The sequence below is a fragment of the Ruegeria sp. CF4 genome, assembly GCF_056537345.1.
Genome location: NZ_JBQFRJ010000013.1, coordinates 89892 through 112198, shown reverse-complemented (window position 1 = coordinate 112198; position 22307 = coordinate 89892). Strand labels below are relative to the sequence as shown.

Below are 22307 nucleotides of genomic sequence, written 5' to 3'. Positions count from 1 at the left end.
CTATGTCTCGCTCTGTTTGGAAGGGTCCTTTCGTCGATGCTTACGTGCTGAAAAAAGCCGAAGCAGCGCGCGAGTCGGGCCGCAACGAAGTCATCAAAATCTGGTCGCGTCGTTCCACCATTCTGCCCCAGTTCGTGGGTCTGACCTTTGGTGTGTACAACGGCCAGAAGCATATTCCCGTCAACGTCTCGGAAGACATGATCGGTCAGAAGTTCGGTGAATACTCGCCGACCCGGACCTATTATGGCCACGCCGCAGACAAAAAAGCGAAGCGGAAGTAAGTCATGGGCAAGGAAAAGAACCCCCGCCGCGTGGCTGAAAACGAAGCAATGGCGAAAACCCGCATGCTTCGCACCAGCCCGCAGAAACTGAACCTGGTTGCGCAAATGATCCGCGGCAAGAAAGTTGAGAAGGCTCTGACCGACCTGACTTTCTCGAACAAGCGTGTCGCGCAGGACGTCAAAAAGTGCCTGCAGTCCGCAATCGCCAACGCCGAGAACAACCACAACCTGGACGTTGACGAACTGATCGTCGCCGAAGCATGGGTTGGCAAAAACCTGGTCATGAAGCGCGGTCGTCCGCGTGCCCGTGGCCGTTTCGGCAAGATCATGAAGCCGTTCTCGGAGATCACCATCAAGGTGCGTCAAGTTGAGGAGCAAGCCTAATGGGTCATAAAGTAAATCCGATCGGCATGCGCCTGCAGGTCAACCGCACCTGGGACAGCCGCTGGTACGCCGACACCAAGGACTACGGTGATCTTCTGCTGGAAGACCTCAAGATCCGTGAGTTCATCAACAAAGAGTGCAAGCAGGCCGGTGTTGCCCGTGTGATCATCGAACGTCCGCACAAGAAGTGCCGCGTCACGATCCACACTGCACGTCCCGGTGTCATCATCGGCAAGAAAGGTGCAGACATCGAAGTTCTGCGCAAAAAGCTTGCTCGTATGACCGACAGCGAACTGCACCTGAACATCGTCGAAGTGCGCAAGCCCGAGCTTGACGCGCAGCTGGTTGCCGAGTCCATCGCTCAGCAGCTGGAGCGCCGCGTCTCGTTCCGCCGCGCGATGAAGCGGTCGGTTCAGAACGCCATGCGTATGGGCGCCCTGGGTATCCGGGTGAACGTCGCTGGTCGCCTGGGCGGCGCCGAAATCGCACGGACCGAGTGGTACCGCGAAGGCCGCGTGCCTCTGCACACCCTGCGTGCCGACATCGATTACGCACATGCCGAAGCGATGACCCCCTACGGGATCATCGGGATCAAGGTCTGGATCTTCAAAGGTGAGATCATGGAGCACGATCCGCAGGCACGTGACCGTAAAGCACAGGAACTCCAGGACGGCCCTGCACCTCGTGGTGCTGGTGGCGGTCGTCGCTAAGGAGGGAAAGATATGCTTCAACCAAAGCGTACTAAATTCCGCAAGATGCACAAAGGCCGGATCAAGGGTCTCGCCAAAGGCGGCTCTGATCTGAACTTTGGCACCTACGGCCTGAAAGCCATCGAGCCTGAGCGTGTAACTGCACGCCAGATCGAAGCTGCACGTCGTGCCATGACGCGTCACATGAAGCGTCAGGGTCGTGTCTGGATCCGCATCTTCCCCGACACTCCGGTCACTGCAAAGCCGATCGAAGTTCGTATGGGTAAAGGTAAGGGTTCGGTCGACCGCTGGGTTTGCAAGGTCAAGCCCGGTCGCGTGATGTTCGAGATCGACGGCGTCAATGACGACATCGCCCGCGAGGCCCTGCGCCTGGCCGCGATGAAGCTGCCGGTCAAGACACGCGTTGTGATCCGCGAAGACTGGTAAGCGATTGGGGGCAACCCCGTTCGTGACAAGATCGACCCCCCGTCGGGAAACCGGCGGGGGTTTTCTTTTGGCTGGACGGTCTGTGATGTTGTGGGGGGTGAAAACCGTCGACCTGCCCACGTGACGCGCCTAGGCTGCTGGACAGGAATGGGAGGGTCTTATGATTCAGCTGCGCAAGAAGATATTCGTCAAAGAAGTCATAACCACCGACCAGTTGGGCCAGCGTTGCGATCCGATCAGTCGGGTCGCGGCGTTGGCAGTGGTACAGAACCCGTTGGCTGGGCGGTTCGCCGACGACCTTTCAGAGCTGTTCGAAATCGGTGGCTCTTTAGGTGCGGAACTTGCAGCCGAAGCGATCTCGCAACTGGACGGACCGCCGATCTCTTACGGCAAAGCGGCGATCGTTGGCATGAACGGCGATCTTGAGCAGGGCGGGGCAGTGATCCACCCCAAGCTCGGCGCTCCCATGCGGGCGGCGGCCGGTGGGGGTGAGGCGGTGATCCCGTCAAACGCCAAGCTGGGCGCGCCGGGTTGCGCAATTGATCTGCCGCTTGGACACAAGGACAATCCTTGGTCGTTTGACCATTTCGACACGATGACGTTGAACATCCCGGACGCACCAAAACCGGATGAGATCGTGCTATGCCTCGCCTATGCAGATGGCGGTCGCCCTATCCCGCGCTGTGGCAAAGGGCCCGTCAAGACCTAAGCGTCTGGTCTTGCCGAAAGGGCTGGGGTATGCCCGGCCCATGGCACAGATTGAATCACTCTTCGTTACCCGTCTTTATCGCGCAGCTTTGTCCGAGTTCGATCCCAAGATCGACGCGGAAGAGTTGGAAAGCTCCTGCCTTGTCATCGCCGAGGATGATGAGGCCGGGCAGGACTGGTGTGAGGAGAACGGCTATCCGGGCTACACCAGCTATGCCTCGCTGACCGATCTGCCCTGGCGGTTCCCGATCTTCGCCGATCTGGTCAAAGTGCTGGACCAGCACGTGGCGGCCTTCGCCAAGGATCTGGAATTCGATCTGGGCGAGGGCGAACTGAAGCTTGAAGACCTCTGGATCAACATCCTGCCCGAGGGCGGCATGCACTCCAGCCACCTGCACCCGCACAGCGTGATCTCGGGCACGACCTATGTGGCGATGCCCGAAGGGGCGAGTGCGTTGAAACTGGAAGACCCCCGCTCAGGCCGCATGATGGCGGCACCCACGCGCCTGAAAGGCGGGCGGCGGGATTTGCAGCCGTTCATCTATATGAAGCCTCAGGTGGGCGATGTTCTGCTGTGGGAAAGCTGGTTACGTCACGAGGTGCCGATGAACATGGCTGAGGATGAGCGGATCAGTGTCAGCTTTAACTACAAATGGGAATAACCTAGTTCGAGTGACCCAATGCAGTGTTTGGGTCACTCACGCGAGGTGGGGTGTGTAGATTAGTGTGACACACCGATGACTTCCAGGTTGCCTATCGGCGAAAAGCTAATTTAGACCGCACTTCTTTTTGGATAACCGCACCGTCTTTTTCATTTGGTTCACGGTTTTCCTTTGAGATTGCTTTAGGGCAAGCATCTCGTTTTCTCGGGACTCACCTGAGTACATTGCTTCCGTCCATAGAACATAGAGTTCAGGTGACAAGTTTTGCTGAGCAACCGTTGCCATGCAGAGACATTGATCAACAGATGCACCATTCAAGCGGTTGTCTGTGTGGGCCCGGTCGCAGACTTTCTTGCTAGGAATAGCCTGAGCCTGAGCCTGCGCAGAGCCGACAATAAATATCAGTGAAATAGACCAGAGTATTTTCTTCATTATTCTATTCACCTGTGTAGTACATTAGTGATTTCCGGTTACTTTAACCCTGTTTATCGCGCAAGTTATGAGCGAAGATTTGACCGCCCGTTCGCCTTTCCTGTCTGTGTGTCAGTAGTTCTGGGCTCTGTCTGAATCTTTCCCTTGCCACCCACCCCCCAAACCCTTATACGGCGGCATCCTGCGATCTCCCGGCGTTGTCGGGCGATTCGTATGTCTATCATTCATCCACCAGGTCAAAGGTGACCCTGTAAGGGGGCCTTCTGGTGTTTTGAGCAAAGGAAAAAGGCGATGAACGCCCAAGAACTGCGTGACAAGACCCCGGACCAGCTCCGCGAGGAACTGGCCAACCTGAAGAAAGAAAGCTTTAACCTGCGCTTTCAACAGGCAACCGGTCAGCTGGAAAGCACCGCCGGCATCAAAGCGGCCCGCCGCAACGCTGCCCGCGTCAAAACCATCCTGAACGAAAAGGCCGCTGCTGCGGCATCGGAGGAGTAATCCTATGCCCAAGCGTATCCTGTCCGGCACCGTAACCAGCGACGCCAACGAACAGACTGTAACCGTATCCGTCGAGCGCCGCTTTACGCATCCGGTTCTGAAGAAAACCATCCGTAAGTCCAAGAAATACCGGGCTCACGATGAAAAGAACGCCTTCAAGGTCGGCGACACCGTACGCATCATCGAATGCGCGCCGAAATCGAAGACGAAACGTTGGGAGGTTCTGGAGGCGTAAGCCCCCAGGACTTTTCCATTTGTCGAAACCCTGGGGGATTTAACAAGACCAGCCCCCACAGGTCGGGAGAAACCACATGATCCAGATGCAGACCAATCTGGATGTCGCTGACAACTCCGGCGCGCGCCGAGTTCAGTGCATCAAGGTCCTGGGTGGTTCCAAGCGTAAATACGCCTCCGTCGGCGACATCATTGTCGTCTCGGTGAAGGAAGCCATCCCGCGCGGCCGCGTAAAGAAAGGTGACGTCCGTAAGGCCGTCGTCGTACGCACCGCCAAGGAAGTCCGTCGCGAAGACGGCACCGCGATCCGTTTCGATCGCAACGCCGCCGTCATCCTGAACAACAACAACGAGCCCGTAGGTACCCGTATCTTTGGCCCCGTTGTTCGCGAATTGCGCGGCAAGAACTTCATGAAAATCATCTCGCTGGCTCCGGAGGTGCTGTAATCATGGCTGCTAAACTCCGCAAAGGCGACAAGGTCGTCGTGCTGGCCGGCAAGGACAAGGGCAAAGAGGGAACTATCACCTCGGTTGACCCCAAAGCCGGTAAAGCTGTTGTAGACGGCATCAACATCGCCATCCGCCACACCCGTCAGTCGCAAACCTCGCAAGGTGGTCGCCTGCCTCAGGCAAACCCGATCGAGCTGTCGAACCTGGCGCTGCTGGACAAGAACGGCAAAGCAACCCGCGTTGGCTTCCGCATGGAAGGCGACAAGAAGGTCCGCTTCGCCAAGACCACAGGGGACGTGATCGATGCTTGATAACGCAACCTACACCCCGCGTCTGAAAGCTCAGTACGTTGAAACCATCCGTGCCGCTCTGAAAGAAGAGTTCGGCTATAAGAACGACATGCAGCTGCCTAAGCTGGACAAAATCGTTCTGAACATCGGTTGTGGTGCTGAGGCCGTCAAAGACTCGAAGAAAGCGAAAGCTGCTGTCGAGGATCTGACTGCGATTGCTGGTCAAAAGGCCGTTTCGACCAAGGCGAAGAAATCGATCGCGGGTTTCCGCGTCCGTGAAGACATGCCGCTGGGTGCGAAAGTGACCCTGCGCGGTGACCGGATGTACGAATTCCTGGATCGTCTGATCACCATCGCGCTGCCGCGTGTGCGTGACTTCCGCGGTGTTAAGCCTTCTTTCGATGGTCAAGGCAACTTTGCCATGGGCATGAAAGAGCACATCGTGTTCCCGGAAATCGACTTCGACAAAGTCGACGAGGTCTGGGGCCTGGATATCGTAATTGCCACCACAGCGAAAACCGACGCTGAAGCGAAGAGCCTGTTGAAAGCATTCAACATGCCGTTCAACGCGTAAGCGCCGGGAGGATTGAGACATGGCTAAAAAAGCAATGATCGAACGCGAGAAGAAGCGCGAACGCCTGGTGGCCAAATATGCCGCAAAGCGTGCCGAGCTGAAAGAAATCGCGAATGACGAGAGCAAGCCGATGGAAGAGCGTTTCAAAGCGCGTCTGAAACTGGCGAAACTGCCGCGCAACAGCTCGGCTACCCGTCTGCACAACCGTTGTCAGCTGACCGGTCGTCCCCACGCTTACTACCGTAAGCTGAAGGTCAGCCGTATCGCGCTGCGCGAGCTGGGTTCTGCTGGTCAGATCCCCGGCATGGTGAAATCGAGCTGGTAAGGGAGACATAGATATGAATGATCCTATCGGCGATATGCTCACCCGTATCCGCAACGCGCAAATGCGCGGCAAGTCCACCGTTTCCACCCCGGCTTCCAAGCTGCGCGGCTGGGTTCTGGACGTGCTGGCGGACGAAGGTTACATCCGTGGCTACGAAGCGACGACCGGTGAAAACGGTCATCCGGCCATCGAAATCAGCCTGAAATACTACGAAGGCACCCCTGTTATTCGCGAACTGAAGCGGGTCTCGAAGCCCGGTCGCCGCGTATACATGGGCGTCAATGACATCCCGCAGGTCCGTCAGGGTCTGGGTGTGTCGATTGTCAGCACTCCGAAAGGTGTGATGTCGGATGCAAACGCTCGCTCCAACAATGTTGGCGGCGAAGTGCTCTGCACCGTCTTCTAAGGAGGTCTGTCAATGTCTCGTATTGGTAAAAAACCGGTCGAGCTGCCCAGCGGCGTTTCTGCCTCTGTGTCCGGCCAGACCATCGAAGTGAAGGGTCCGAAAGGCACCCGCAGCTTCACCGCAACCGATGACGTAACGCTGTCGGTCGAAGACAACGTTGTGCAGATCAACCCTCGTGGGATGTCCAAGCGCGCGCGCCAGCAGTGGGGCATGAGCCGCACCATGGTTGCCAATCTTGTTGAAGGCGTGACAAACGGCTTCAAAAAAGAGCTGGAGATCCAGGGTGTTGGTTACCGGGCTCAGATGCAGGGCAACACCCTGAAGCTGAACCTGGGTTACAGCCACGATGTTGATTTCACTGCCCCGGAAGGTGTCACAATCACCGCGCCGAAGCAGACCGAGATCGTTGTGGAAGGTATCGACCAGCAGCAGGTGGGCGAAGTCGCGGCGAAAATCCGCGAATGGCGCCGTCCCGAGCCGTACAAAGGCAAGGGCATCCGCTATAAGGGCGAGTTCATCTTCCGCAAAGAAGGCAAGAAGAAGTAAGGACGCAAACAATGGCAAACAGCAAAAGAACCCTGTTTCTGAAGCGCCGCCTGCGCGTTCGGAACAAACTTCGCAAAGTCAACGCCGGCCGTGTACGCCTGTCGGTTCACCGTTCGAACAAGAACATCAGCGTTCAGCTGATCGACGACGTTCGTGGCGTGACCCTGGCATCGGCCTCGACCCTGGAAAAAGATCTGGGTGTTGTTGGCAAGAACAACGTCGAAGCGGCCACCAAAGTGGGCGCGGCCATCGCCGAGCGTGCCAAGAAGGCAGGCGTCGAAGAGGCCTATTTCGATCGCGGTGGCTTCCTGTTCCACGGCAAGGTGAAAGCAGTTGCCGACGCCGCGCGTGAAGGTGGTCTGAAGATCTAAGACTTGCGGGCGGGTTTCGATCCGCCCCGATGATCCGGGGGCCTCGGCCGCAGTCGGGGCTCACTTGGATTGAACAAACGGCGCCGAGAAGCGCCACATGAGAAAAGGGATGCCAAATGGCAGAACGTGAAAACCGCCGGGGCCGTGGTCGTGACCGCGACGAAGCACCGGAATTCGCAGATCGTCTGGTTGCGATCAACCGTGTGTCGAAAACCGTAAAAGGTGGTAAGCGCTTTGGCTTCGCCGCTCTGGTGGTTGTCGGCGATCAGAAAGGCCGCGTCGGCTTTGGCAAAGGTAAAGCGAAAGAAGTACCTGAGGCCATCCGTAAGGCAACTGAGCAAGCCAAGCGTCAGATGATCCGCGTGCAACTGCGCGAAGGTCGTACTCTGCACCACGACATCGAGGGCCGTCACGGCGCCGGTAAAGTGGTTATGCGCACCGCGCCTGAAGGTACTGGTATCATCGCCGGTGGTCCGATGCGTGCTGTGTTCGAAATGCTGGGCGTTAAGGACGTTGTGTCCAAGTCGCTGGGCTCGCAGAACCCGTACAACATGATCCGCGCCACCATCAACGGCCTGCAGAAAGAGCAGAGCCCGCGTTCGGTTGCACAGCGTCGTGGCAAAAAGGTTGCTGACATCCTGCCCAAGCGGGACGAAGCGCCAGCTGCTGCTGAAGCAGAAGCATAAGGAGAGCGACCCATGGCAAAAACCATCGTCGTCAAGCAGATCGGCTCCCCGATCCGCCGCCCCGCCGAACAGCGTGCAACCCTGATCGGTCTGGGCCTGAACAAGATGAACAAAACCCGCGAGCTTGAGGATACCCCTTCGGTCCGCGGCATGGTCAATAAGATCCCGCATCTAGTAGAGATCATCGAAGAACGCGGCTAAGCGCCAGCTTCTAAAAGAACAAACGCCTCCGATATTTTCGGAGGCGTTTTCTATTTTGGCGACAGCTTTTGAACAAGAGCGATACCGCGCACATATCGCCGTAAGTGATTGCGGGCCCGTCCAACCAGATATACTGAACGCATGCAGATATATTTATGTTGGCACTATGGCTCAGATTGAACAAAAGACCTTTGGACCTCACTACGCAAGCATTTACGCGGCGCTGATCTGTGTCACTATCGTCGTCGCCGCTATCTTCTGGCACGCGCAGAATCTGGGGGGCGGCGACCTCTGGCGATATGACGAGTTCTATACCCACGACCGGACCCTGGGCTTTGCCGCGTTTCAGGACTGGTTCACCGTCTACAGCCTTGGCAAGCCCACGCTGGAAAAGCCGCCGCTTCAGTACTGGATTTCGGCCGGTCTGATCGAGGCGGGGGTAACAGACCTTGTCGCGCTGCGCATTCCATCCCTGATCTTTGCTGCCGGTGCGATGATCACCACGGCCGCGCTCGCCTGGGTCATGTTTCCGCGTCAGGTGTGGTTGATGCCCGCCTCGGTGCTGCTGTTGTCGACCTCCGACCAGTTCTGGCAGTATTCGACCTCGGCCATGCTAGATGCAGGTGCTGTGTTCTTCACGACGCTGGGTGTGCTGTCGCTGTTTTTGTCTTTCAGGAATCCGCGCTATTGGCCGACCTTCCCGTTGGCCGTCGTTCTGGCGGGGTTGCAGAAAGGTCCGACACCGCTGGCGTTTCTGCTGATCGCCTTGATTGGGGTGGCGCTCACTTCGCGGATTCACGGTGACCGGGTGCGCGACATCTGCAGTGACCGGCGCTTCGCCTATTCGGTTCTGGCGGCGTTCTTTCTGGGGTTCTTCTGGCAGATTTTCCAGCACGTCAAATACTGGGGGCAGGACCGGCTGAGCGGTTCTATAGAAGGTGAGATGCTAAATCGCTTCATCCCTGAAAACATGGAGTTCGTTTCGCGCCTGATCGCCGGTTTCGATGCGCTGATTCTGTATGACGAACCGGTGATCAGGCTTGCCGGTTTGGCGGGGCTGCTGTTGATACCGTTTGTTGCCAGGCGATCGGCCTATTTTGCCATGTCTTCCATCGCGTTCTTTTTTGTGCTGGTCATGATCCTGGCGCAGGAAAACGTGTATGATCGTTATACCCTTACGATTTTGCCGCTGCTGTGCGTCGCGGCTGCGTGGCTGATCTTTTATGTCTGCCGCAAACCGGTGGTCGGCATCGTCGCAACCATCCTGATCGCGGTCATGCTGGGTGGTCCCTTGCGGCCTGCAGATGTTCTGGCACAGTCCAAATCGCGAAACTACGGGATGCCGATTGGCGAAATCCTTGGGCAGTTGAACGCGACATTCCAACCCGGTGAGACGCCTGTTTTCTGCAGGCTTGAAAACAAGCTGTTTCCCCGGGGCGCGGTTCATGTCCATGCGCCAAAAGCGGGGGCCGGGCAGCATATCTATATCAAAAGTACTGACTCGGTCGAACGAGACATGCGTAAATACAAAGGCGGGCCGATACGCGGGCTATGCCTCAAGACCGAGATTGATGCGCTGCGGCCCTATTTTGCGGACGTGACAACCGAACCTGCGGGTGGCGCGTTTCACATCTGGACGGCTTCGGCATTTCGCCCGGCACCTGCTGATTGACGGGCTGCCCGGGCCATTCCCCAAACGCATACCGGCTAGACCAAAACCTTCGTTGTTAGCGGTACCCAACACTCCTATCTGAGCGTTGTCCACAAAGGAACACATGGAAACGCCCGGGGAATACGCCTCGGTACAGAAAGGATTAGAAACATGGCACATACAGCTACTCTGACACATGGCGGCTTCAATCTGCGGGGCCGTATCGCGGCCTTCGTTGAAGGCATGAAAGAAACCCGCGCGCGCGCGATCGAATACAACCGCACCTATTCCGAGCTTCAGCGCCTCAGCAATCGCGAGCTGGACGATATCGGTATTCGTCGGTGCGACATTGCTGATATCGCGCGTGAACACGCGTACTGCTCGTAAGACACCTACCACTCACGAAGAAAGGGGCGCCGGACCGGCGCCTCTTTTGGTTTTGGCAGTTGTAATACAACAAACCTTGCAACCGAAGGCGCGACGCTGTAGAGCGCTCCGGTGGCATCGCGCCACGAGAATCAAAACCAAGAAACGCCGTGGTTGGCCCATCACGCTTCGGGGGTCACATCCGGCATAGGAGAAGCGATATGAAACTGAACGAATTGCGCGACAATCCCGGCGCCGCACCGAAACGCACTCGCGTTGGCCGTGGTCCCGGTTCCGGCAAAGGTAAAATGGGTGGCCGTGGTATCAAAGGCCAGAAATCCCGTTCGGGTGTGGCCATCAATGGCTACGAAGGCGGCCAGATGCCGCTGTACCAGCGTCTGCCTAAGCGTGGCTTCAACAAGCCGAACCGCAAGGAATTCGCCGTTATCAATCTGGGCCTGATCCAGAAATTCGTCGACGCCGGCAAGCTGGATGCCAAAGCTGCGATCACCGAGGACGCGCTGGTTGCATCCGGTCTGGTCCGTCGCAAGCTGGACGGTGTCCGCGTTCTGGCGAAAGGCGAGATCAGCGCGAAAGTGAACCTGGAAGTCACCGGTGCTTCGAAAGCTGCTGTTGAGGCAGTTGAGAAAGCGGGCGGTTCACTGACGGTCACAAAAGCTGCTGCGGCAGAGTAAGCGCTTGTGAGCGGGCCAAGACCCGCTTACATAGACCTCAGAGTTTTCCAAGACGCCGCCCGAGCCGGAAAACGGTTCCGGGCGGTGTTTTCATAAGAGAGACCGATTTATGGTATCAGCAGCAGAACAAATGGCAGCCAACACAAGCTGGGCTGCTTTGGGCAAAGCTACCGATCTGCGCAACCGCATCCTGTTCACGCTGGCCTTGCTGATCGTCTATCGTCTGGGCACCTTCATTCCGGTTCCGGGCATCGACGGGCAGGCTCTGCGCGAGTTCATGGAGCAGGCAGGGCAGGGCATCGGCGGCATGGTTTCGATGTTCACCGGTGGGGCGCTGGGTCGGATGGGTATCTTTGCCCTCGGCATCATGCCCTATATCTCGGCCTCGATCATCGTGCAGCTGCTGACATCGATGGTCCCCGCGCTCGAACAGCTCAAGAAAGAGGGCGAGCAGGGGCGCAAGAAAATCAACCAATACACCCGTTTTGGTACCGTCGCGCTGGCCACCGTTCAGGCTTATGGTCTGGCCGTATCGTTGGAATCCGGTGATCTCGCGACCGATCCGGGCATGTTCTTCCGGATGTCGACCATGATCACTCTGGTCGGTGGTACCATGTTCCTGATGTGGCTGGGTGAGCAGATCACCGCACGCGGCATCGGCAACGGTATCTCTCTGATCATCTTCGTCGGCATCATCGCCGAAGTTCCCGCCGCTCTGGCGCAGTTCTTCGCAAGCGGACGCAGCGGCGCGATCAGCCCTGCCGTGATCGTGGGTGTGATTGTCATGGTCATCGCCGTGATCACCTTTGTGGTGTTCATGGAACGCGCTCTGCGCAAGATCCATATTCAATACCCGCGCCGTCAGGCCGGTATGAAAGTCTATGAAGGCGGCTCCAGCCACCTGCCGGTCAAAGTGAACCCGGCGGGCGTGATCCCGGCGATCTTTGCCAGCTCGCTGCTGCTGCTGCCGGTGACGATCTCGACCTTCTCTTCGGGGGCGACCAATGGACCGATCATGTCATGGCTGCTGGCCAACTTTGGCCCCGGACAGCCGCTCTATCTGCTGTTCTTCGCCTCGATGATCGTGTTCTTTGCCTATTTCTATACGTTCAACGTGTCGTTCAAACCGGATGATGTGGCGGACAACCTGAAAAAGCAGAACGGATTTGTTCCCGGCATTCGTCCCGGCAAGAAAACGTCTGAGTACCTGGAATACGTGGTCAACCGCGTGTTGGTTCTGGGTTCAGCTTATCTGGCAGCCGTCTGTCTGTTGCCGGAAATCCTGCGGAACCAGTTTGCCATTCCGTTCTATTTCGGTGGCACCTCGGTTCTGATTATCGTCTCTGTGACCATGGACACGATCCAACAGGTCCAGAGCCATCTGCTAGCGCATCAATACGAAGGTCTTATCGAAAAGTCCCAGCTGCGTGGTAAGGGGAAGAAACGTAACAGGAAGGGACCTTCTCGTAGATGAACATCATTCTTCTCGGCCCCCCGGGGGCAGGCAAGGGGACGCAGGCACGTCACCTGGTTGAAACACGCGGCATGGTACAGCTGAGCACAGGCGACATGCTGCGCGAAGCAAAAACCTCGGGCACCGAAATGGGCCAGAAGGTTGCGGCCATCATGGACGCAGGCAAGCTGGTCACCGATGAGATCGTGATCGGCCTGATCGAAGAGAAACTGACCTCGGAAACGGGTGCCGGTTTCATCTTTGACGGCTTCCCCCGCACGCTGGCGCAAGCCGACGCGCTGGCGGCGCTTCTGACCAAGCTGGGGCAATCCCTGCACACCGTGATCGAAATGCGCGTGGATGACGATGCATTGGTAGATCGTATCACCGCACGCTCGACCTGCGGCGGATGTGGTGAAGTCTACAACGACATCACCAAACCGATCCCGGCCGATGGCAAGTGCACCAATTGCGGTAAAGAGAATGACTTCCAGCGTCGTGCAGACGACAACGAAGACAGCCTGCGCACGCGTCTGATGGAATACTACAAGAAGACGTCGCCGCTGATTGGCTATTACTATGCCAAAGGCGATCTGCGTCCGGTGAACGGACTGGCGGATATCAAGGAGGTCACGGCGTCGATCGAAGCCATTCTTGGCTGATTTTGATATGGGCTTGACGCCAACGCCAAAAGCCCATATCGACCCCCATCCCTAAAGGGAATCAAGACCGCATGCGGGATTCGTCCCAACTGCCCCGACCACCTCGAATAATGCTGAACCCTCTGGCCACACTGCCACGGTAAAGCGTTGTGAAAAAAGGTTCTGGAGCTACGGAACCGCAACGAAAAGGAAAGTGACACGTGGCACGTATTGCCGGCGTAAACATCCCGACTGCAAAGCGGGTACCAATCGCCCTCACATATATCACCGGTATCGGAAACACCTCGGCCAAAGCGATCTGCGAAGCCGTAGGTATTGAAGCGCACCGTCGCGTCAACGAACTGTCCGACGCCGAAGTTCTGGCCATCCGCGAGCACATCGATGCAAACTTCACCGTTGAAGGTGACCTGCGTCGTGAAGTTCAGATGAACGTCAAGCGCCTGATGGACCTGGGCTGCTATCGCGGTCTGCGTCACCGCCGCAACCTGCCGGTTCGCGGTCAGCGTACCCACACCAATGCTCGTACCCGCAAAGGCCCCGCAAAGGCCATTGCCGGTAAGAAGAAATAAGGGAGGGTCTGACCGATGGCACGTGACAAGACTCGCGTTAAGCGCAAAGAGCGTAAGAACATCGCATCGGGCGTTGCCCATGTGAACTCGACCTTCAACAACACCAAGATCCTGATCTCGGACGTACAGGGCAACGCCATTTCGTGGTCGTCTGCAGGTACCATGGGCTTTAAGGGATCGCGGAAATCGACACCCTACGCCGCTCAGATGGCTGCAGAAGATGCAGGCAAAAAGGCGCAGGAACACGGCGTCAAGACGCTGGAAGTCGAAGTTCAGGGCCCCGGTTCGGGTCGTGAATCGGCTCTGCGTGCGCTGGCTGCAGTGGGCTTCAACATCACGTCGATCCGCGACGTGACACCGATTGCTCACAACGGCTGCCGTCCGCCGAAGCGTCGTCGCGTCTAAGCGATTTTGAATTAGGCTGGGGCTGTGTTTTTGCACGGCCCCAGCACGTCATTTTGAACCTCGGGCGTCTGCACCTTGTTGGTCATGGGGCGCGGACAGGAATGGAGGGATTACATGATCCACAAGAATTGGGCAGAATTGATCAAGCCGACCCAGCTGGACGGCAAGCCGGGCAACGACCCTGCACGTCAGGCAACCCTGGTTGCCGAGCCGCTTGAGCGTGGCTTTGGTCTGACCCTGGGCAACGCGCTGCGTCGCGTTCTGATGAGCTCGCTGCAAGGTGCGGCCATCACCAGCGTTCAGATCGACAACGTCCTGCACGAGTTCTCCTCGGTTGCAGGCGTTCGTGAAGACGTCACCGACATCATCCTGAACCTCAAAGGCGTGTCGCTGCGCATGGAAGTCGAAGGGCCCAAGCGCCTGTCGATCAATGCCAAAGGCCCCGCCGTTGTCACCGCTGGCGACATCAGCGAAAGCGCTGGCATCGAGGTTCTGAACCGCGATCACGTCATCTGCCACCTGGACGATGGCGCGGACCTGTTCATGGAACTGACCGTCAACACCGGCAAAGGTTACGTCTCGGCTGAGAAGAACAAACCCGAAGATGCACCCATTGGCCTGATCCCGATCGACGCGATCTATTCGCCGGTCAAAAAGGTTGCCTATGACGTTCAGCCGACCCGTGAAGGTCAGGTTCTGGACTATGACAAGCTGACCCTCAAGATCGACACCGATGGTTCGATCACGCCGGAAGACGCGCTGGCCTTTGCCGCTCGGATCCTGCAGGATCAGCTGTCGATCTTCGTCAACTTCGACGAGCCGGAATCGGCTGGCCGTCAGGACGAAGACGATGGTCTGGAGTTCAACCCGCTGCTGCTGAAGAAAGTGGACGAGCTGGAGCTGTCGGTCCGTTCGGCAAACTGCCTGAAGAACGACAACATCGTTTACATCGGCGATCTGATCCAGAAGACCGAAGCCGAGATGCTGCGCACCCCGAACTTCGGCCGCAAGTCGCTGAACGAGATCAAGGAAGTGCTGTCCGGCATGGGTCTGCACCTCGGCATGGATGTCGAGGACTGGCCGCCCGACAACATCGAAGATCTGGCGAAGAAGTTCGAAGACGCCTTTTAAGTCAGTGCCGGGCTGAAGCCCGGCCTGCAAGGTTGTACAACACGGACGCTCCGCCCATTGCGGGGCGTACAACACGAAAGACCCGGGCAATCCTGCCCCAAGGAGAGCCGGTGACACGCATCGCCGGCCAGACAAAGCAAAACGCGAAAGAAGGAATTAGAAAATGCGTCACGCACGTGGTTACCGCCGCCTGAACCGTACTCATGAGCACCGTAAAGCTCTGTTTGCAAACATGGCTGGCTCGCTCATCGAACATGAGCAAATCAAAACAACTCTGCCCAAGGCAAAAGAACTGCGCCCGATCATCGAAAAGCTGGTCACTCTGGGCAAGCGTGGCGACCTGCACGCCCGCCGTCAGGCTGCATCGCAGCTGAAAGAAGACAAAGATGTCGCCAAGCTGTTCGAAGTTCTGGGCCCCCGCTACGCCGAGCGTCAGGGCGGTTACGTCCGCATCCTGAAAGCAGGCTTCCGCTATGGCGACATGGCTCCGATGGCGATCATCGAATTCGTTGATCGTGACGTTGACGCCAAAGGCGCGGCTGACAAGGCCCGCGTTGCCGCCGAAGAGGCAGCAGACGAAGAATAAGAAAGTCATTCTTTCTGACTTGAGCCCCTGCGTTTCAGACGCGGGGGCTTTTCTTTTGCGATCAGCCGGTGTCGCAATCAGGTTATTTTCGACGAATTCTGGTGATGAAACCAAGCCTGCCTTGTTCCACTCTGAAAAACAGCTGAGGAGGTTGGATCATGACAGTGCTTTCCGAGATACCCGCGCAATTAACCGGTCCTTCGGTTTGGACTGGGGCCGAGATGCGCGCGCGTCAGGCAGACTGGATTGTGGACCTGACGCCGGATGATGTTGCCGATCTTGAGCAGGCGGCACACCACTACCTGTCTCTTGGGCGTGACATCGGCCAAATGACGAAGGCTGATTTTCCACTAAAGCACTTCGACCAACATCTGGCTTACCTGCGCGACAAGTTGATCAATGGCATTGGGTTCGAAGTCCTGCGCGGTCTGCCAACCGGGACCTATACGCAGGAAATGGCAGCCGCGATTTTCTGTGGCGTCGGGGCGCATCTGGGGTCGGCCCGTTCTCAGAATGCACAGGGACATATCCTCGGGCATGTCCGCGACATTGGCGCGGATGCAAACGATCCTAATACCCGTATCTACCAGACCCATGAGCGCCAGACCTTCCATACTGACAGCGCCGATATCGTTGGCCTGTTATGCCTGCGTGATGCCAAAGAAGGTGGTGACTCGCTGCTGGTGAGTGCAGAAGCGATCTATAACCGGATGCGGGCTGAATGCCCCAACCTGCTGGAATGCTTGTTCGATCCTGTCGCAACCGATCGGCGCGGAGAAGTCCCTGAAGGGATGGAGCCGTTCATGACCATCCCGCCCTTCACATGGCATAATGGCAAGCTGACGGTGTTTTATCAGAGACAGTATATCGACAGCGCGCAGCGCTTTCCGGAAGCAATGCGGTTGAGCGATGATCACGTTGCGGCCTTGGATACATTTGATGCCCTTGCCAATGACCCCGAGATGCATCTGACCATGCGGTTGCAGCCCGGCGATATGCAATTTGTTTATAACCACTCTCAGCTACATGATCGCACAGGGTTTACGGACTGGCCCGATCCCACTCAGCGCCGCCACTTGTTCCGCCTCTGGCTGTCGCCCGAAGGCGACCGGGAACTGCCCGAAGTGTTCACGCAACGCTACGGCACGATTGAGGTTGGAAATCGGGGTGGGATCATAACCAAAGGAACCCAGCTACACGCGCCGTTGGACTGAGACGACACCTGTCAGGGTATGCTTGCATTATCGCCTGCATAGACGCATATCCAACGCAGTCTTGCAGGTAGAGGTAAAGATGGTTCGTGCGTCCCTTCTGGCTTTTTTCATGATCAGCGCGTCGGTCGCGTCCGCTGAGACACGCGTGCCGACATCGCAGGCGGAAATCTCATTGGGGTTTGCGCCGGTTGTGAAGCAAGCATCGCCCGCTGTGGTTAATATTTACGCCAAGATCGTCAGAGAGGGGCGGGTCAATCCGTTGTTTTCTGACCCGTTCTTTCAGGATTTCTTTGGCCGGGGTTTCAACCAGCCGCAGCAGCGTGTGCAGAATTCATTGGGATCGGGGGTGGTCCTGTCTGAAGACGGTTATGTGGTCTCGAACTACCATGTCGTCGGGACCGCCACTGAAATCCGGGTGGTGACGACGGATCGGCGCGAATACTCGGCAGAGGTCGTGCTGGGCGACAAGGAAAGCGATATTGCGATCCTGAGGCTGGAAGAAGCGCAGGACTTGCCATTTCTGAAGCTGCGCGACTCTGATCATGTAGAAGTGGGCGAGCTTGCCCTGGCCATCGGCAACCCTTTTGGAGTTGGGCAGACAGTGTCGTCGGGCATCATCTCGGGGCTGGCGCGCACCGGGACGGCGACGGGTAATGCGCGGGGATATTTCATTCAGACGGATGCGGCGATCAACCCGGGTAACTCCGGGGGCGCTCTCATCGATGTGAATGGGGATCTGATCGGCATCAATACTTCAATACTGACCCGTTCAGGCGGGTCAAACGGGATCGGCTTCGCAATTCCGGCAAATCTGGTGGCCGAGTTTTTGCGGCAGGCGCAGGGAGGCAATGACAGTTTCATCAGCCCCTGGGCCGGGATTTCCGGCCAGCACATGAGCGCAGATATTGCCGAGTCGCTGGGCCTCACATTCCCCATGGGCGTGGTGGTTTCTGATATTCATCCACTAAGCCCGCTGGGCGAGGCCGGATTGCGTGTGGGTGATGTGGTGACGCATGTGGACGGGGATGAGGTGAACTCACCCGCCGAAATGAAATTCCGCATGTCTGTGGCAGGGGTCGGCGGGACGTCCGTGCTGACCCGTCTGCGCGGCGATCAGAGAGATGACGTCAGCGTGGAGCTGGTCAAGGCGCCGGATACGCCTGCCGCGGACGAAACGACTCTGACCGACCGTACGGTGATGCCGGGTCTGACCGTATCGCGCATCAATCCCGCAGTGATTACGCGGTTGCGGCTGCCCTTGTCTGTGGACGGTGTTGTGGTTGTCGATGCCGGTCGCTATGGCGGACGCTCGGGCCTGCGGGTCGGAGATGTGCTGAGCCGTATCAACGACACCGATATCGCCGCCCCCGATGATGTGATCGAAGCGCTCACCAATCCGGGCCGCCGTCTGCAGTTCGAGCTGCAGCGGGACGGGCGCACCGTGTCCCTGCGGTTCCGGTTGTAAAACTTGGCGGATCTGTTTGATACCGGTTCTTCTGAACCTGCCGCGTCTCCGCACCGTCCGCTGGCCGATCGGTTGCGCCCGCATGCGTTGGCCGAGGTGATCGGGCAGGAACAGGTCCTGGGCCCGGATGCCCCGTTGGGGGTCATGCTGGCTTCGGGCAGTCTTTCCAGCCTGATATTCTGGGGCCCGCCAGGGGTTGGTAAAACCACCATCGCGCGTTTGCTGGCGCAAGAGACAGATCTGCATTTCGTTCAGATCAGTGCCATCTTCACCGGCGTGCCCGATTTGAAGAAGGTCTTTGAGGCCGCGAAAATCCGACGTCAGAACGGGCAGGGTACGCTGCTGTTCGTCGACGAGATCCACCGGTTCAACAAGGCACAACAGGACGGATTCCTGCCGCATATGGAAGACGGCACCATCCTGTTGGTGGGTGCGACGACCGAGAATCCTTCGTTCGAGTTGAATGCCGCTGTGCTTAGCCGGGCGCAGGTGCTGGTGCTGGAGCGGCTCAGCCTTGCCGATCTGGAACGGCTGACCCAACGCGCCGAGAAAGAGCTGGACCGCGCCTTGCCTCTGACCGGACAGGCGCGCGAGGCATTGCAGGAGATGGCGGATGGCGACGGTCGGGCGCTGTTGAACCTGATCGAGCAGGTGGCGGCCTGGACGGTCGATGCGCCTTTGGACCCCGACGCACTGTCGACAAGGCTGATGCGGCGCGCGGCGAAATATGACAAGTCGGGGGATGAGCATTACAACCTGATCTCGGCCCTGCACAAATCGGTGCGCGGTTCGGACCCGGACGCGGCGCTGTACTGGTTCGCGCGGATGCTGACCGGGGGCGAAGACCCGCGCTATCTGGCGCGCCGGATCACCCGTATGGCCGTCGAAGATATCGGGCTGGCTGACCCGCAGGCACAGGCGATCTGCCTGCAATCGTGGGAGACCTACGAACGGCTTGGCAGCCCCGAGGGTGAACTGGCACTGGCACAGGCGCTGGTCTATCTGGCGCTGGCCCCAAAATCGAACGGGACCTATGTGGGTTATAAGGCGGCGATGAATCTGGCCAAGCAATCGGGCAGCGAGCCACCGCCCAAACATATCCTGAACGCGCCGACGTCGTTGATGAAGGATCAGGGCTATGGCGCAGGCTATGCCTATGATCATGATGCCGAGGATGGGTTTTCGGGGCAGAACTATTTCCCCGACGGTATGGAACGACCCGCGCTCTATCAGCCAGTCGAACGCGGGTTCGAGCGTGAGTTGAAAAAGCGGTTGGATTATTTCGCGAAGCTACGGGCGCAGCGGAACGCGCGATAGGCTCGGCTTGACTCTTCGCGCGAGGCGCGCGACAGACGCGCATGTTTTCTAAGACACTGAAACGGGTAAATTCCGAGCGGATCGACCGCGCGTGGCAAGGGGCAATGGCATGAGTGGCGTGCAGATGATCACGGTCGCAGAGGGCGACGGCGACCAGCGGTTGGATCGTTGGTTGCGCCGCCTGTTCCCGCATGTCAGTCAGGGCCGGATCGAGAAGATGTGCCGCAGGGGCGAGCTGCGGGTTGATGGCGGGCGCGTCAAGGCCTCGACCCGGCTTGAGGTTGGGCAGTCGGTGCGTGTGCCACCGCTGCCGGATGCCGATCATAAGCCGGCCGAGGTGCGGCGCAGCATCTCGGATGCGGATGTGAAGATGATCCAGTCCTGCGTGATCTACAAGGACGACCACGTTCTGGCGCTCAACAAGCCGCATGGCCTGCCGGTCCAGGGCGGCAGCGGTCAGATCCGTCATGTCGACAGCCTGTCCGAGGCGCTGCGCTTTGGCTATGATGAGGACCCGCGCCTTGTGCACCGGCTGGACAAGGACACGTCCGGAGTTCTGCTGATGGCCCGCACGCGTGAGGCCGCCAAGGGGCTGACGGCGGCGTTCCGGCATCGCAACACACGCAAGATCTATTGGGCGCTGGTGGCCGGCGTGCCGACGCCTTATCTGGGCGAGATCAAGACCGGATTGGTCAAGGCCCCCGGTCATGGCAAGCAGGGTGAAGGCGAGAAGATGATCGCCGTGCATCCGAGCGAAGTGAACGATACGCCCGGTGCAAAGCGTGCGCATACGCTCTATGCAACGCTTTATCGTGTGGCAGGGCGCGCGGCCTGGGTGGCGATGGAGCCGGTCACAGGCCGTACCCATCAGTTGCGCGCGCATATGGCGGCCATCGGACATCCGATCATCGGCGATGGTAAATATGGCGGCTCGGGGCAGGAGAACCTGGGCGATGGCTGGGGCGCGCAGTTGGGTGGCATCATCAGCAAAAAGCTGCATCTTCACGCCCGCAGCCTGTCCTTTGAACATCCGATGACGCGCAAACCCATCTCGCTTTCGGCGCCGCTGCCTGATCATATGAAGCACAGCTGGGATACGCTGGGCTGGACAGAAGACCTTGCGGCGGATGATCCGTTCGAGGAACTGCGATGAGCGCGCCTCTGCGGCTGGTTCTGTTCGATGTGGATGGCACGCTGGTCGACAGTCAGGGGGCGATCGTTTCGGCGATGACCGCCAGTTTTCAAGCGCTTTCGCTGCCTGTTCCGGATCGGTTGGCAATTCTGTCCATTGTAGGTTTGTCGCTGCCACATGCTATGGCACGCCTTGCACCGGATCAGTCGGTGAATGTGCAAGATCGATTGGTCGAGGGCTACAAGCAAGCCTATCACGCGCAGCGTTTGGAACAGGGTGCTGCCAGCTCACCGCTCTATCCCGGTGCCCGCGAGGTGATCGAGGAACTGCATGAGCGTGACGAAATCCTGCTGGGTGTTGCCACTGGCAAATCCCAACGCGGTCTCGATGCGTTGCTAGAGACGCACGGGCTTGAGCGCTATTTCGTCACGCGGCAGGTGGCAGACCATCACCCTTCAAAGCCGCACCCTTCGATGATTGAAACTGCGCTTGCGGAAACCGGCGTCGCGCAACAACAGGCGGCGATGATTGGGGATACCAGCTTTGATATGGAGATGGCCGCAGCCGCGCAGATCGCGGGTATCGGGGTCAGTTGGGGTTATCACGATCAATCCGCGTTGCGCGCCGCGCACACCGTGATCGACAGTTTTGAGCAATTGCCAGACGCACTGGCCAGAATCTGGGGCATTTAAGATGAGCGACTGGAAACCCAAACGCTTCTGGACTTCAAGCACGGTCGTAGAGGCCGAAGATGGCCATACGGTCGAGTTGGATGGCCGCCGGGTAAAAACACCGGCCAAGGCGGCTCTGGTGCTGCCCACCCGCGCAATGGCTGAGGCCGTTGCCGCCGAATGGGATGCGCAGGAGAAAGAGGTCGATCCGACAACGATGCCGTTCACCCGCTCGGCCAACGCGGCCATTGATAAGGTACGTCATCAGCATGCCGAAGTTGCCGACATGCTTGCGGATTACGGCGATTCGGACTTGCTGTGCTATCGCGCAACCCATCCCGAAACGCTCCAGATGCGGCAGGCCGAGGCATGGGATCCGGCGCTTGACTGGGCGGCTGAGGCGCTGGGGGTGCGGCTGGTTCCACTGGCCGGTGTGGTGCATCAACCGCAGAATACCGCTGCGTTGGAGGCGCTGCGCGCGCGGGTTCACGGTCTCAATCCGTTCCAGTTGGCTGCGTTTCACGATCTCGTGAGTCTGTCGGGTTCATTGATTCTTGGTTTTGCCGCCGCTCAGAATTGGCGCAAACCGGACGAGATATGGCGCATTTCGGGGCTTGATGAACTGTGGCAGATCGAACAGTGGGGGCATGACGAGGAAGCGGACGCCGCCGCCCGGATCAAAGAGGCCGCCTTTTTGCACGCAAAACACTTCTTTGATCTCTCTTCCTGAGACTTGATTGGCAAAAATAGCCTTTTTGAGCGCAATTTCTGCAACATCGACCTATCGATTTCGCTGATCCGGCCCTT

General features: G+C 58.2%; 33 protein-coding genes. 32 read left to right on the top strand and 1 reads right to left on the bottom strand.

Annotation, left to right across the window (positions count from 1 at the left end; all coding sequences use genetic code 11):
- Positions 1-2: 2 nt before the first annotated feature.
- The 6 genes from rpsS to ACR0NF_RS19790 all read left to right on the top strand — a co-directional run bounded on the left by rpsS (position 3) and on the right by ACR0NF_RS19790 (position 3171).
- The gene (rpsS, locus tag ACR0NF_RS19815; protein ID WP_005980699.1) at positions 3-281 is read left to right on the top strand and encodes a 30S ribosomal protein S19; all 279 of its coding nucleotides are present in this window, start codon (positions 3-5) and stop codon (positions 279-281) included.
- A 3-nt stretch (positions 282-284) separates the two neighbouring features.
- Positions 285-665: a 50S ribosomal protein L22 gene (gene rplV / locus ACR0NF_RS19810; protein WP_039538267.1), complete on the top strand. Its 381-nt coding sequence runs from the start codon at positions 285-287 to the stop codon at positions 663-665.
- Positions 665-1375, top strand: a complete 711-nt coding sequence (rpsC, locus tag ACR0NF_RS19805) for a 30S ribosomal protein S3 (RefSeq protein ID WP_008758042.1) — start codon at positions 665-667, stop codon at positions 1373-1375. The genes rplV and rpsC overlap by 1 nt, the downstream gene beginning before the upstream one ends.
- A gap of 12 nt (positions 1376-1387) precedes the next feature.
- Positions 1388-1801: a 50S ribosomal protein L16 gene (rplP, locus tag ACR0NF_RS19800; RefSeq protein WP_480471830.1), complete on the top strand. Its 414-nt coding sequence runs from the start codon at positions 1388-1390 to the stop codon at positions 1799-1801.
- A gap of 160 nt (positions 1802-1961) precedes the next feature.
- On the top strand, positions 1962-2510 hold the full coding sequence (locus ACR0NF_RS19795) for an amino acid synthesis family protein (protein ID WP_480661064.1): 549 nt from the start codon (positions 1962-1964) through the stop codon (positions 2508-2510).
- Between the two features lie 40 nt (positions 2511-2550).
- On the top strand, positions 2551-3171 hold the full coding sequence (locus ACR0NF_RS19790; RefSeq protein ID WP_480661062.1) for a 2OG-Fe(II) oxygenase family protein: 621 nt from the start codon (positions 2551-2553) through the stop codon (positions 3169-3171).
- Between the two features lie 105 nt (positions 3172-3276).
- On the opposite strand, the gene ACR0NF_RS19785 is transcribed toward ACR0NF_RS19790, so the two are convergent.
- Entirely contained in the window at positions 3277-3603 is a 327-nt protein-coding gene (locus ACR0NF_RS19785) for a hypothetical protein (protein ID WP_480778824.1), read from the bottom strand.
- Between the two features lie 291 nt (positions 3604-3894).
- Here ACR0NF_RS19785 and rpmC point away from each other — a divergent pair, with 291 nt between their 5' ends.
- The 26 genes from rpmC (at position 3895) to ACR0NF_RS19655 (ending at position 22230) form a co-directional block, all read left to right on the top strand.
- Positions 3895-4101 carry a 50S ribosomal protein L29 gene (gene rpmC / locus ACR0NF_RS19780; protein ID WP_037311745.1) on the top strand — a complete coding sequence of 69 codons (207 nt, stop codon included), beginning with the start codon at positions 3895-3897 and terminating at the stop codon, positions 4099-4101.
- Between the two features lie 4 nt (positions 4102-4105).
- Positions 4106-4336, top strand: coding sequence for a 30S ribosomal protein S17 (rpsQ, locus tag ACR0NF_RS19775; protein ID WP_008757253.1), 231 nt, complete (start codon positions 4106-4108; stop codon positions 4334-4336).
- Positions 4337-4412: 76 nt separating this feature from the next.
- On the top strand, positions 4413-4781 hold the full coding sequence (gene rplN / locus ACR0NF_RS19770) for a 50S ribosomal protein L14 (RefSeq protein ID WP_008757934.1): 369 nt from the start codon (positions 4413-4415) through the stop codon (positions 4779-4781).
- A 2-nt stretch (positions 4782-4783) separates the two neighbouring features.
- Positions 4784-5095: a 50S ribosomal protein L24 gene (rplX, locus tag ACR0NF_RS19765; protein WP_010437096.1), complete on the top strand. Its 312-nt coding sequence runs from the start codon at positions 4784-4786 to the stop codon at positions 5093-5095.
- Positions 5088-5648: a 50S ribosomal protein L5 gene (gene rplE / locus ACR0NF_RS19760; RefSeq protein WP_480471834.1), complete on the top strand. Its 561-nt coding sequence runs from the start codon at positions 5088-5090 to the stop codon at positions 5646-5648. The genes rplX and rplE overlap by 8 nt, the downstream gene beginning before the upstream one ends.
- A 19-nt stretch (positions 5649-5667) precedes the next feature.
- On the top strand, positions 5668-5973 hold the full coding sequence (gene rpsN / locus ACR0NF_RS19755; RefSeq protein WP_010437098.1) for a 30S ribosomal protein S14: 306 nt from the start codon (positions 5668-5670) through the stop codon (positions 5971-5973).
- A gap of 13 nt (positions 5974-5986) precedes the next feature.
- Positions 5987-6379 (top strand): 30S ribosomal protein S8, encoded by a 393-nt coding sequence (rpsH, locus tag ACR0NF_RS19750; RefSeq protein ID WP_010437099.1) that lies wholly within the window; start codon positions 5987-5989, stop codon positions 6377-6379.
- Positions 6380-6391: 12 nt separating this feature from the next.
- On the top strand, positions 6392-6925 hold the full coding sequence (gene rplF, locus ACR0NF_RS19745; protein ID WP_010437101.1) for a 50S ribosomal protein L6: 534 nt from the start codon (positions 6392-6394) through the stop codon (positions 6923-6925).
- 11 nt (positions 6926-6936) lie between these two features.
- Entirely contained in the window at positions 6937-7296 is a 360-nt protein-coding gene (gene rplR, locus ACR0NF_RS19740; protein ID WP_039523386.1) for a 50S ribosomal protein L18, read from the top strand.
- A 116-nt stretch (positions 7297-7412) separates the two neighbouring features.
- The gene (gene rpsE, locus ACR0NF_RS19735; protein WP_058283505.1) at positions 7413-7982 is read left to right on the top strand and encodes a 30S ribosomal protein S5; all 570 of its coding nucleotides are present in this window, start codon (positions 7413-7415) and stop codon (positions 7980-7982) included.
- Positions 7983-7994: 12 nt separating this feature from the next.
- Positions 7995-8183 carry a 50S ribosomal protein L30 gene (gene rpmD, locus ACR0NF_RS19730; protein WP_170402795.1) on the top strand — a complete coding sequence of 63 codons (189 nt, stop codon included), beginning with the start codon at positions 7995-7997 and terminating at the stop codon, positions 8181-8183.
- A 166-nt stretch (positions 8184-8349) separates the two neighbouring features.
- Complete coding sequence (locus tag ACR0NF_RS19725; RefSeq protein ID WP_480778823.1) at positions 8350-9855, top strand: ArnT family glycosyltransferase; 1506 nt, start codon at positions 8350-8352, stop codon at positions 9853-9855.
- A 150-nt stretch (positions 9856-10005) separates the two neighbouring features.
- Positions 10006-10221, top strand: a complete 216-nt coding sequence (locus ACR0NF_RS19720) for a DUF1127 domain-containing protein (protein ID WP_480471837.1) — start codon at positions 10006-10008, stop codon at positions 10219-10221.
- A gap of 200 nt (positions 10222-10421) precedes the next feature.
- Complete coding sequence (gene rplO / locus ACR0NF_RS19715; RefSeq protein WP_170592313.1) at positions 10422-10895, top strand: 50S ribosomal protein L15; 474 nt, start codon at positions 10422-10424, stop codon at positions 10893-10895.
- A 109-nt stretch (positions 10896-11004) separates the two neighbouring features.
- Positions 11005-12369 carry a preprotein translocase subunit SecY gene (gene secY, locus ACR0NF_RS19710; RefSeq protein WP_480471838.1) on the top strand — a complete coding sequence of 455 codons (1365 nt, stop codon included), beginning with the start codon at positions 11005-11007 and terminating at the stop codon, positions 12367-12369.
- The gene (locus ACR0NF_RS19705) at positions 12366-13010 is read left to right on the top strand and encodes an adenylate kinase (protein WP_480471839.1); all 645 of its coding nucleotides are present in this window, start codon (positions 12366-12368) and stop codon (positions 13008-13010) included. Before secY ends, ACR0NF_RS19705 begins: the two co-directional genes overlap by 4 nt.
- 200 nt (positions 13011-13210) lie before the next feature.
- On the top strand, positions 13211-13579 hold the full coding sequence (gene rpsM / locus ACR0NF_RS19700) for a 30S ribosomal protein S13 (protein WP_008757392.1): 369 nt from the start codon (positions 13211-13213) through the stop codon (positions 13577-13579).
- A 15-nt stretch (positions 13580-13594) separates the two neighbouring features.
- On the top strand, positions 13595-13984 hold the full coding sequence (rpsK, locus tag ACR0NF_RS19695) for a 30S ribosomal protein S11 (RefSeq protein WP_008757289.1): 390 nt from the start codon (positions 13595-13597) through the stop codon (positions 13982-13984).
- A 114-nt stretch (positions 13985-14098) separates the two neighbouring features.
- A complete protein-coding gene (locus ACR0NF_RS19690) occupies positions 14099-15115 on the top strand; it encodes a DNA-directed RNA polymerase subunit alpha (protein ID WP_010437127.1) in 1017 nt (338 codons plus the stop codon).
- A gap of 163 nt (positions 15116-15278) precedes the next feature.
- Entirely contained in the window at positions 15279-15701 is a 423-nt protein-coding gene (gene rplQ, locus ACR0NF_RS19685) for a 50S ribosomal protein L17 (protein WP_170613748.1), read from the top strand.
- A gap of 158 nt (positions 15702-15859) precedes the next feature.
- Complete coding sequence (locus ACR0NF_RS19680; protein ID WP_480471840.1) at positions 15860-16915, top strand: TauD/TfdA family dioxygenase; 1056 nt, start codon at positions 15860-15862, stop codon at positions 16913-16915.
- 79 nt (positions 16916-16994) lie between these two features.
- Positions 16995-18380 carry a trypsin-like peptidase domain-containing protein gene (locus tag ACR0NF_RS19675; protein ID WP_480471841.1) on the top strand — a complete coding sequence of 462 codons (1386 nt, stop codon included), beginning with the start codon at positions 16995-16997 and terminating at the stop codon, positions 18378-18380.
- A gap of 3 nt (positions 18381-18383) precedes the next feature.
- Positions 18384-19697: a replication-associated recombination protein A gene (locus ACR0NF_RS19670; RefSeq protein ID WP_480778822.1), complete on the top strand. Its 1314-nt coding sequence runs from the start codon at positions 18384-18386 to the stop codon at positions 19695-19697.
- Between the two features lie 109 nt (positions 19698-19806).
- A complete protein-coding gene (locus ACR0NF_RS19665; protein ID WP_480778821.1) occupies positions 19807-20850 on the top strand; it encodes an RluA family pseudouridine synthase in 1044 nt (347 codons plus the stop codon).
- Positions 20847-21521, top strand: a complete 675-nt coding sequence (locus ACR0NF_RS19660) for an HAD-IA family hydrolase (RefSeq protein WP_480778820.1) — start codon at positions 20847-20849, stop codon at positions 21519-21521. The genes ACR0NF_RS19665 and ACR0NF_RS19660 overlap by 4 nt, the downstream gene beginning before the upstream one ends.
- Position 21522: 1 nt before the next feature.
- Positions 21523-22230: an ATP12 family chaperone protein gene (locus ACR0NF_RS19655; RefSeq protein WP_480778819.1), complete on the top strand. Its 708-nt coding sequence runs from the start codon at positions 21523-21525 to the stop codon at positions 22228-22230.
- Positions 22231-22307 lie beyond the last annotated feature (77 nt).

Excerpts from the sequence above, each read along its gene's own strand:
- rpsS (WP_005980699.1), top strand. The coding sequence starts at position 3 with ATGTCTCGCTCTGTTTGGAAGGGTCCTTTCGTCGATGCTTACGTGCTG.
- rplV (WP_039538267.1), top strand. The coding sequence starts at position 285 with ATGGGCAAGGAAAAGAACCCCCGCCGCGTGGCTGAAAACGAAGCAATG.
- rpsC (WP_008758042.1), top strand. The coding sequence starts at position 665 with ATGGGTCATAAAGTAAATCCGATCGGCATGCGCCTGCAGGTCAACCGC.
- rplP (WP_480471830.1), top strand. The coding sequence starts at position 1,388 with ATGCTTCAACCAAAGCGTACTAAATTCCGCAAGATGCACAAAGGCCGG.
- ACR0NF_RS19795 (WP_480661064.1), top strand. The coding sequence starts at position 1,962 with ATGATTCAGCTGCGCAAGAAGATATTCGTCAAAGAAGTCATAACCACC.
- ACR0NF_RS19790 (WP_480661062.1), top strand. The coding sequence starts at position 2,551 with ATGGCACAGATTGAATCACTCTTCGTTACCCGTCTTTATCGCGCAGCT.
- ACR0NF_RS19785 (WP_480778824.1), bottom strand. The coding sequence starts at position 3,603 with ATGAAGAAAATACTCTGGTCTATTTCACTGATATTTATTGTCGGCTCT.
- rpmC (WP_037311745.1), top strand. The coding sequence starts at position 3,895 with ATGAACGCCCAAGAACTGCGTGACAAGACCCCGGACCAGCTCCGCGAG.
- rpsQ (WP_008757253.1), top strand. The coding sequence starts at position 4,106 with ATGCCCAAGCGTATCCTGTCCGGCACCGTAACCAGCGACGCCAACGAA.
- rplN (WP_008757934.1), top strand. The coding sequence starts at position 4,413 with ATGATCCAGATGCAGACCAATCTGGATGTCGCTGACAACTCCGGCGCG.
- rplX (WP_010437096.1), top strand. The coding sequence starts at position 4,784 with ATGGCTGCTAAACTCCGCAAAGGCGACAAGGTCGTCGTGCTGGCCGGC.
- rplE (WP_480471834.1), top strand. The coding sequence starts at position 5,088 with ATGCTTGATAACGCAACCTACACCCCGCGTCTGAAAGCTCAGTACGTT.
- rpsN (WP_010437098.1), top strand. The coding sequence starts at position 5,668 with ATGGCTAAAAAAGCAATGATCGAACGCGAGAAGAAGCGCGAACGCCTG.
- rpsH (WP_010437099.1), top strand. The coding sequence starts at position 5,987 with ATGAATGATCCTATCGGCGATATGCTCACCCGTATCCGCAACGCGCAA.
- rplF (WP_010437101.1), top strand. The coding sequence starts at position 6,392 with ATGTCTCGTATTGGTAAAAAACCGGTCGAGCTGCCCAGCGGCGTTTCT.
- rplR (WP_039523386.1), top strand. The coding sequence starts at position 6,937 with ATGGCAAACAGCAAAAGAACCCTGTTTCTGAAGCGCCGCCTGCGCGTT.
- rpsE (WP_058283505.1), top strand. The coding sequence starts at position 7,413 with ATGGCAGAACGTGAAAACCGCCGGGGCCGTGGTCGTGACCGCGACGAA.
- rpmD (WP_170402795.1), top strand. The coding sequence starts at position 7,995 with ATGGCAAAAACCATCGTCGTCAAGCAGATCGGCTCCCCGATCCGCCGC.
- ACR0NF_RS19725 (WP_480778823.1), top strand. The coding sequence starts at position 8,350 with ATGGCTCAGATTGAACAAAAGACCTTTGGACCTCACTACGCAAGCATT.
- ACR0NF_RS19720 (WP_480471837.1), top strand. The coding sequence starts at position 10,006 with ATGGCACATACAGCTACTCTGACACATGGCGGCTTCAATCTGCGGGGC.
- rplO (WP_170592313.1), top strand. The coding sequence starts at position 10,422 with ATGAAACTGAACGAATTGCGCGACAATCCCGGCGCCGCACCGAAACGC.
- secY (WP_480471838.1), top strand. The coding sequence starts at position 11,005 with ATGGTATCAGCAGCAGAACAAATGGCAGCCAACACAAGCTGGGCTGCT.
- ACR0NF_RS19705 (WP_480471839.1), top strand. The coding sequence starts at position 12,366 with ATGAACATCATTCTTCTCGGCCCCCCGGGGGCAGGCAAGGGGACGCAG.
- rpsK (WP_008757289.1), top strand. The coding sequence starts at position 13,595 with ATGGCACGTGACAAGACTCGCGTTAAGCGCAAAGAGCGTAAGAACATC.
- ACR0NF_RS19690 (WP_010437127.1), top strand. The coding sequence starts at position 14,099 with ATGATCCACAAGAATTGGGCAGAATTGATCAAGCCGACCCAGCTGGAC.
- rplQ (WP_170613748.1), top strand. The coding sequence starts at position 15,279 with ATGCGTCACGCACGTGGTTACCGCCGCCTGAACCGTACTCATGAGCAC.
- ACR0NF_RS19680 (WP_480471840.1), top strand. The coding sequence starts at position 15,860 with ATGACAGTGCTTTCCGAGATACCCGCGCAATTAACCGGTCCTTCGGTT.
- ACR0NF_RS19675 (WP_480471841.1), top strand. The coding sequence starts at position 16,995 with ATGGTTCGTGCGTCCCTTCTGGCTTTTTTCATGATCAGCGCGTCGGTC.
- ACR0NF_RS19665 (WP_480778821.1), top strand. The coding sequence starts at position 19,807 with ATGAGTGGCGTGCAGATGATCACGGTCGCAGAGGGCGACGGCGACCAG.
- ACR0NF_RS19660 (WP_480778820.1), top strand. The coding sequence starts at position 20,847 with ATGAGCGCGCCTCTGCGGCTGGTTCTGTTCGATGTGGATGGCACGCTG.
- ACR0NF_RS19655 (WP_480778819.1), top strand. The coding sequence starts at position 21,523 with ATGAGCGACTGGAAACCCAAACGCTTCTGGACTTCAAGCACGGTCGTA.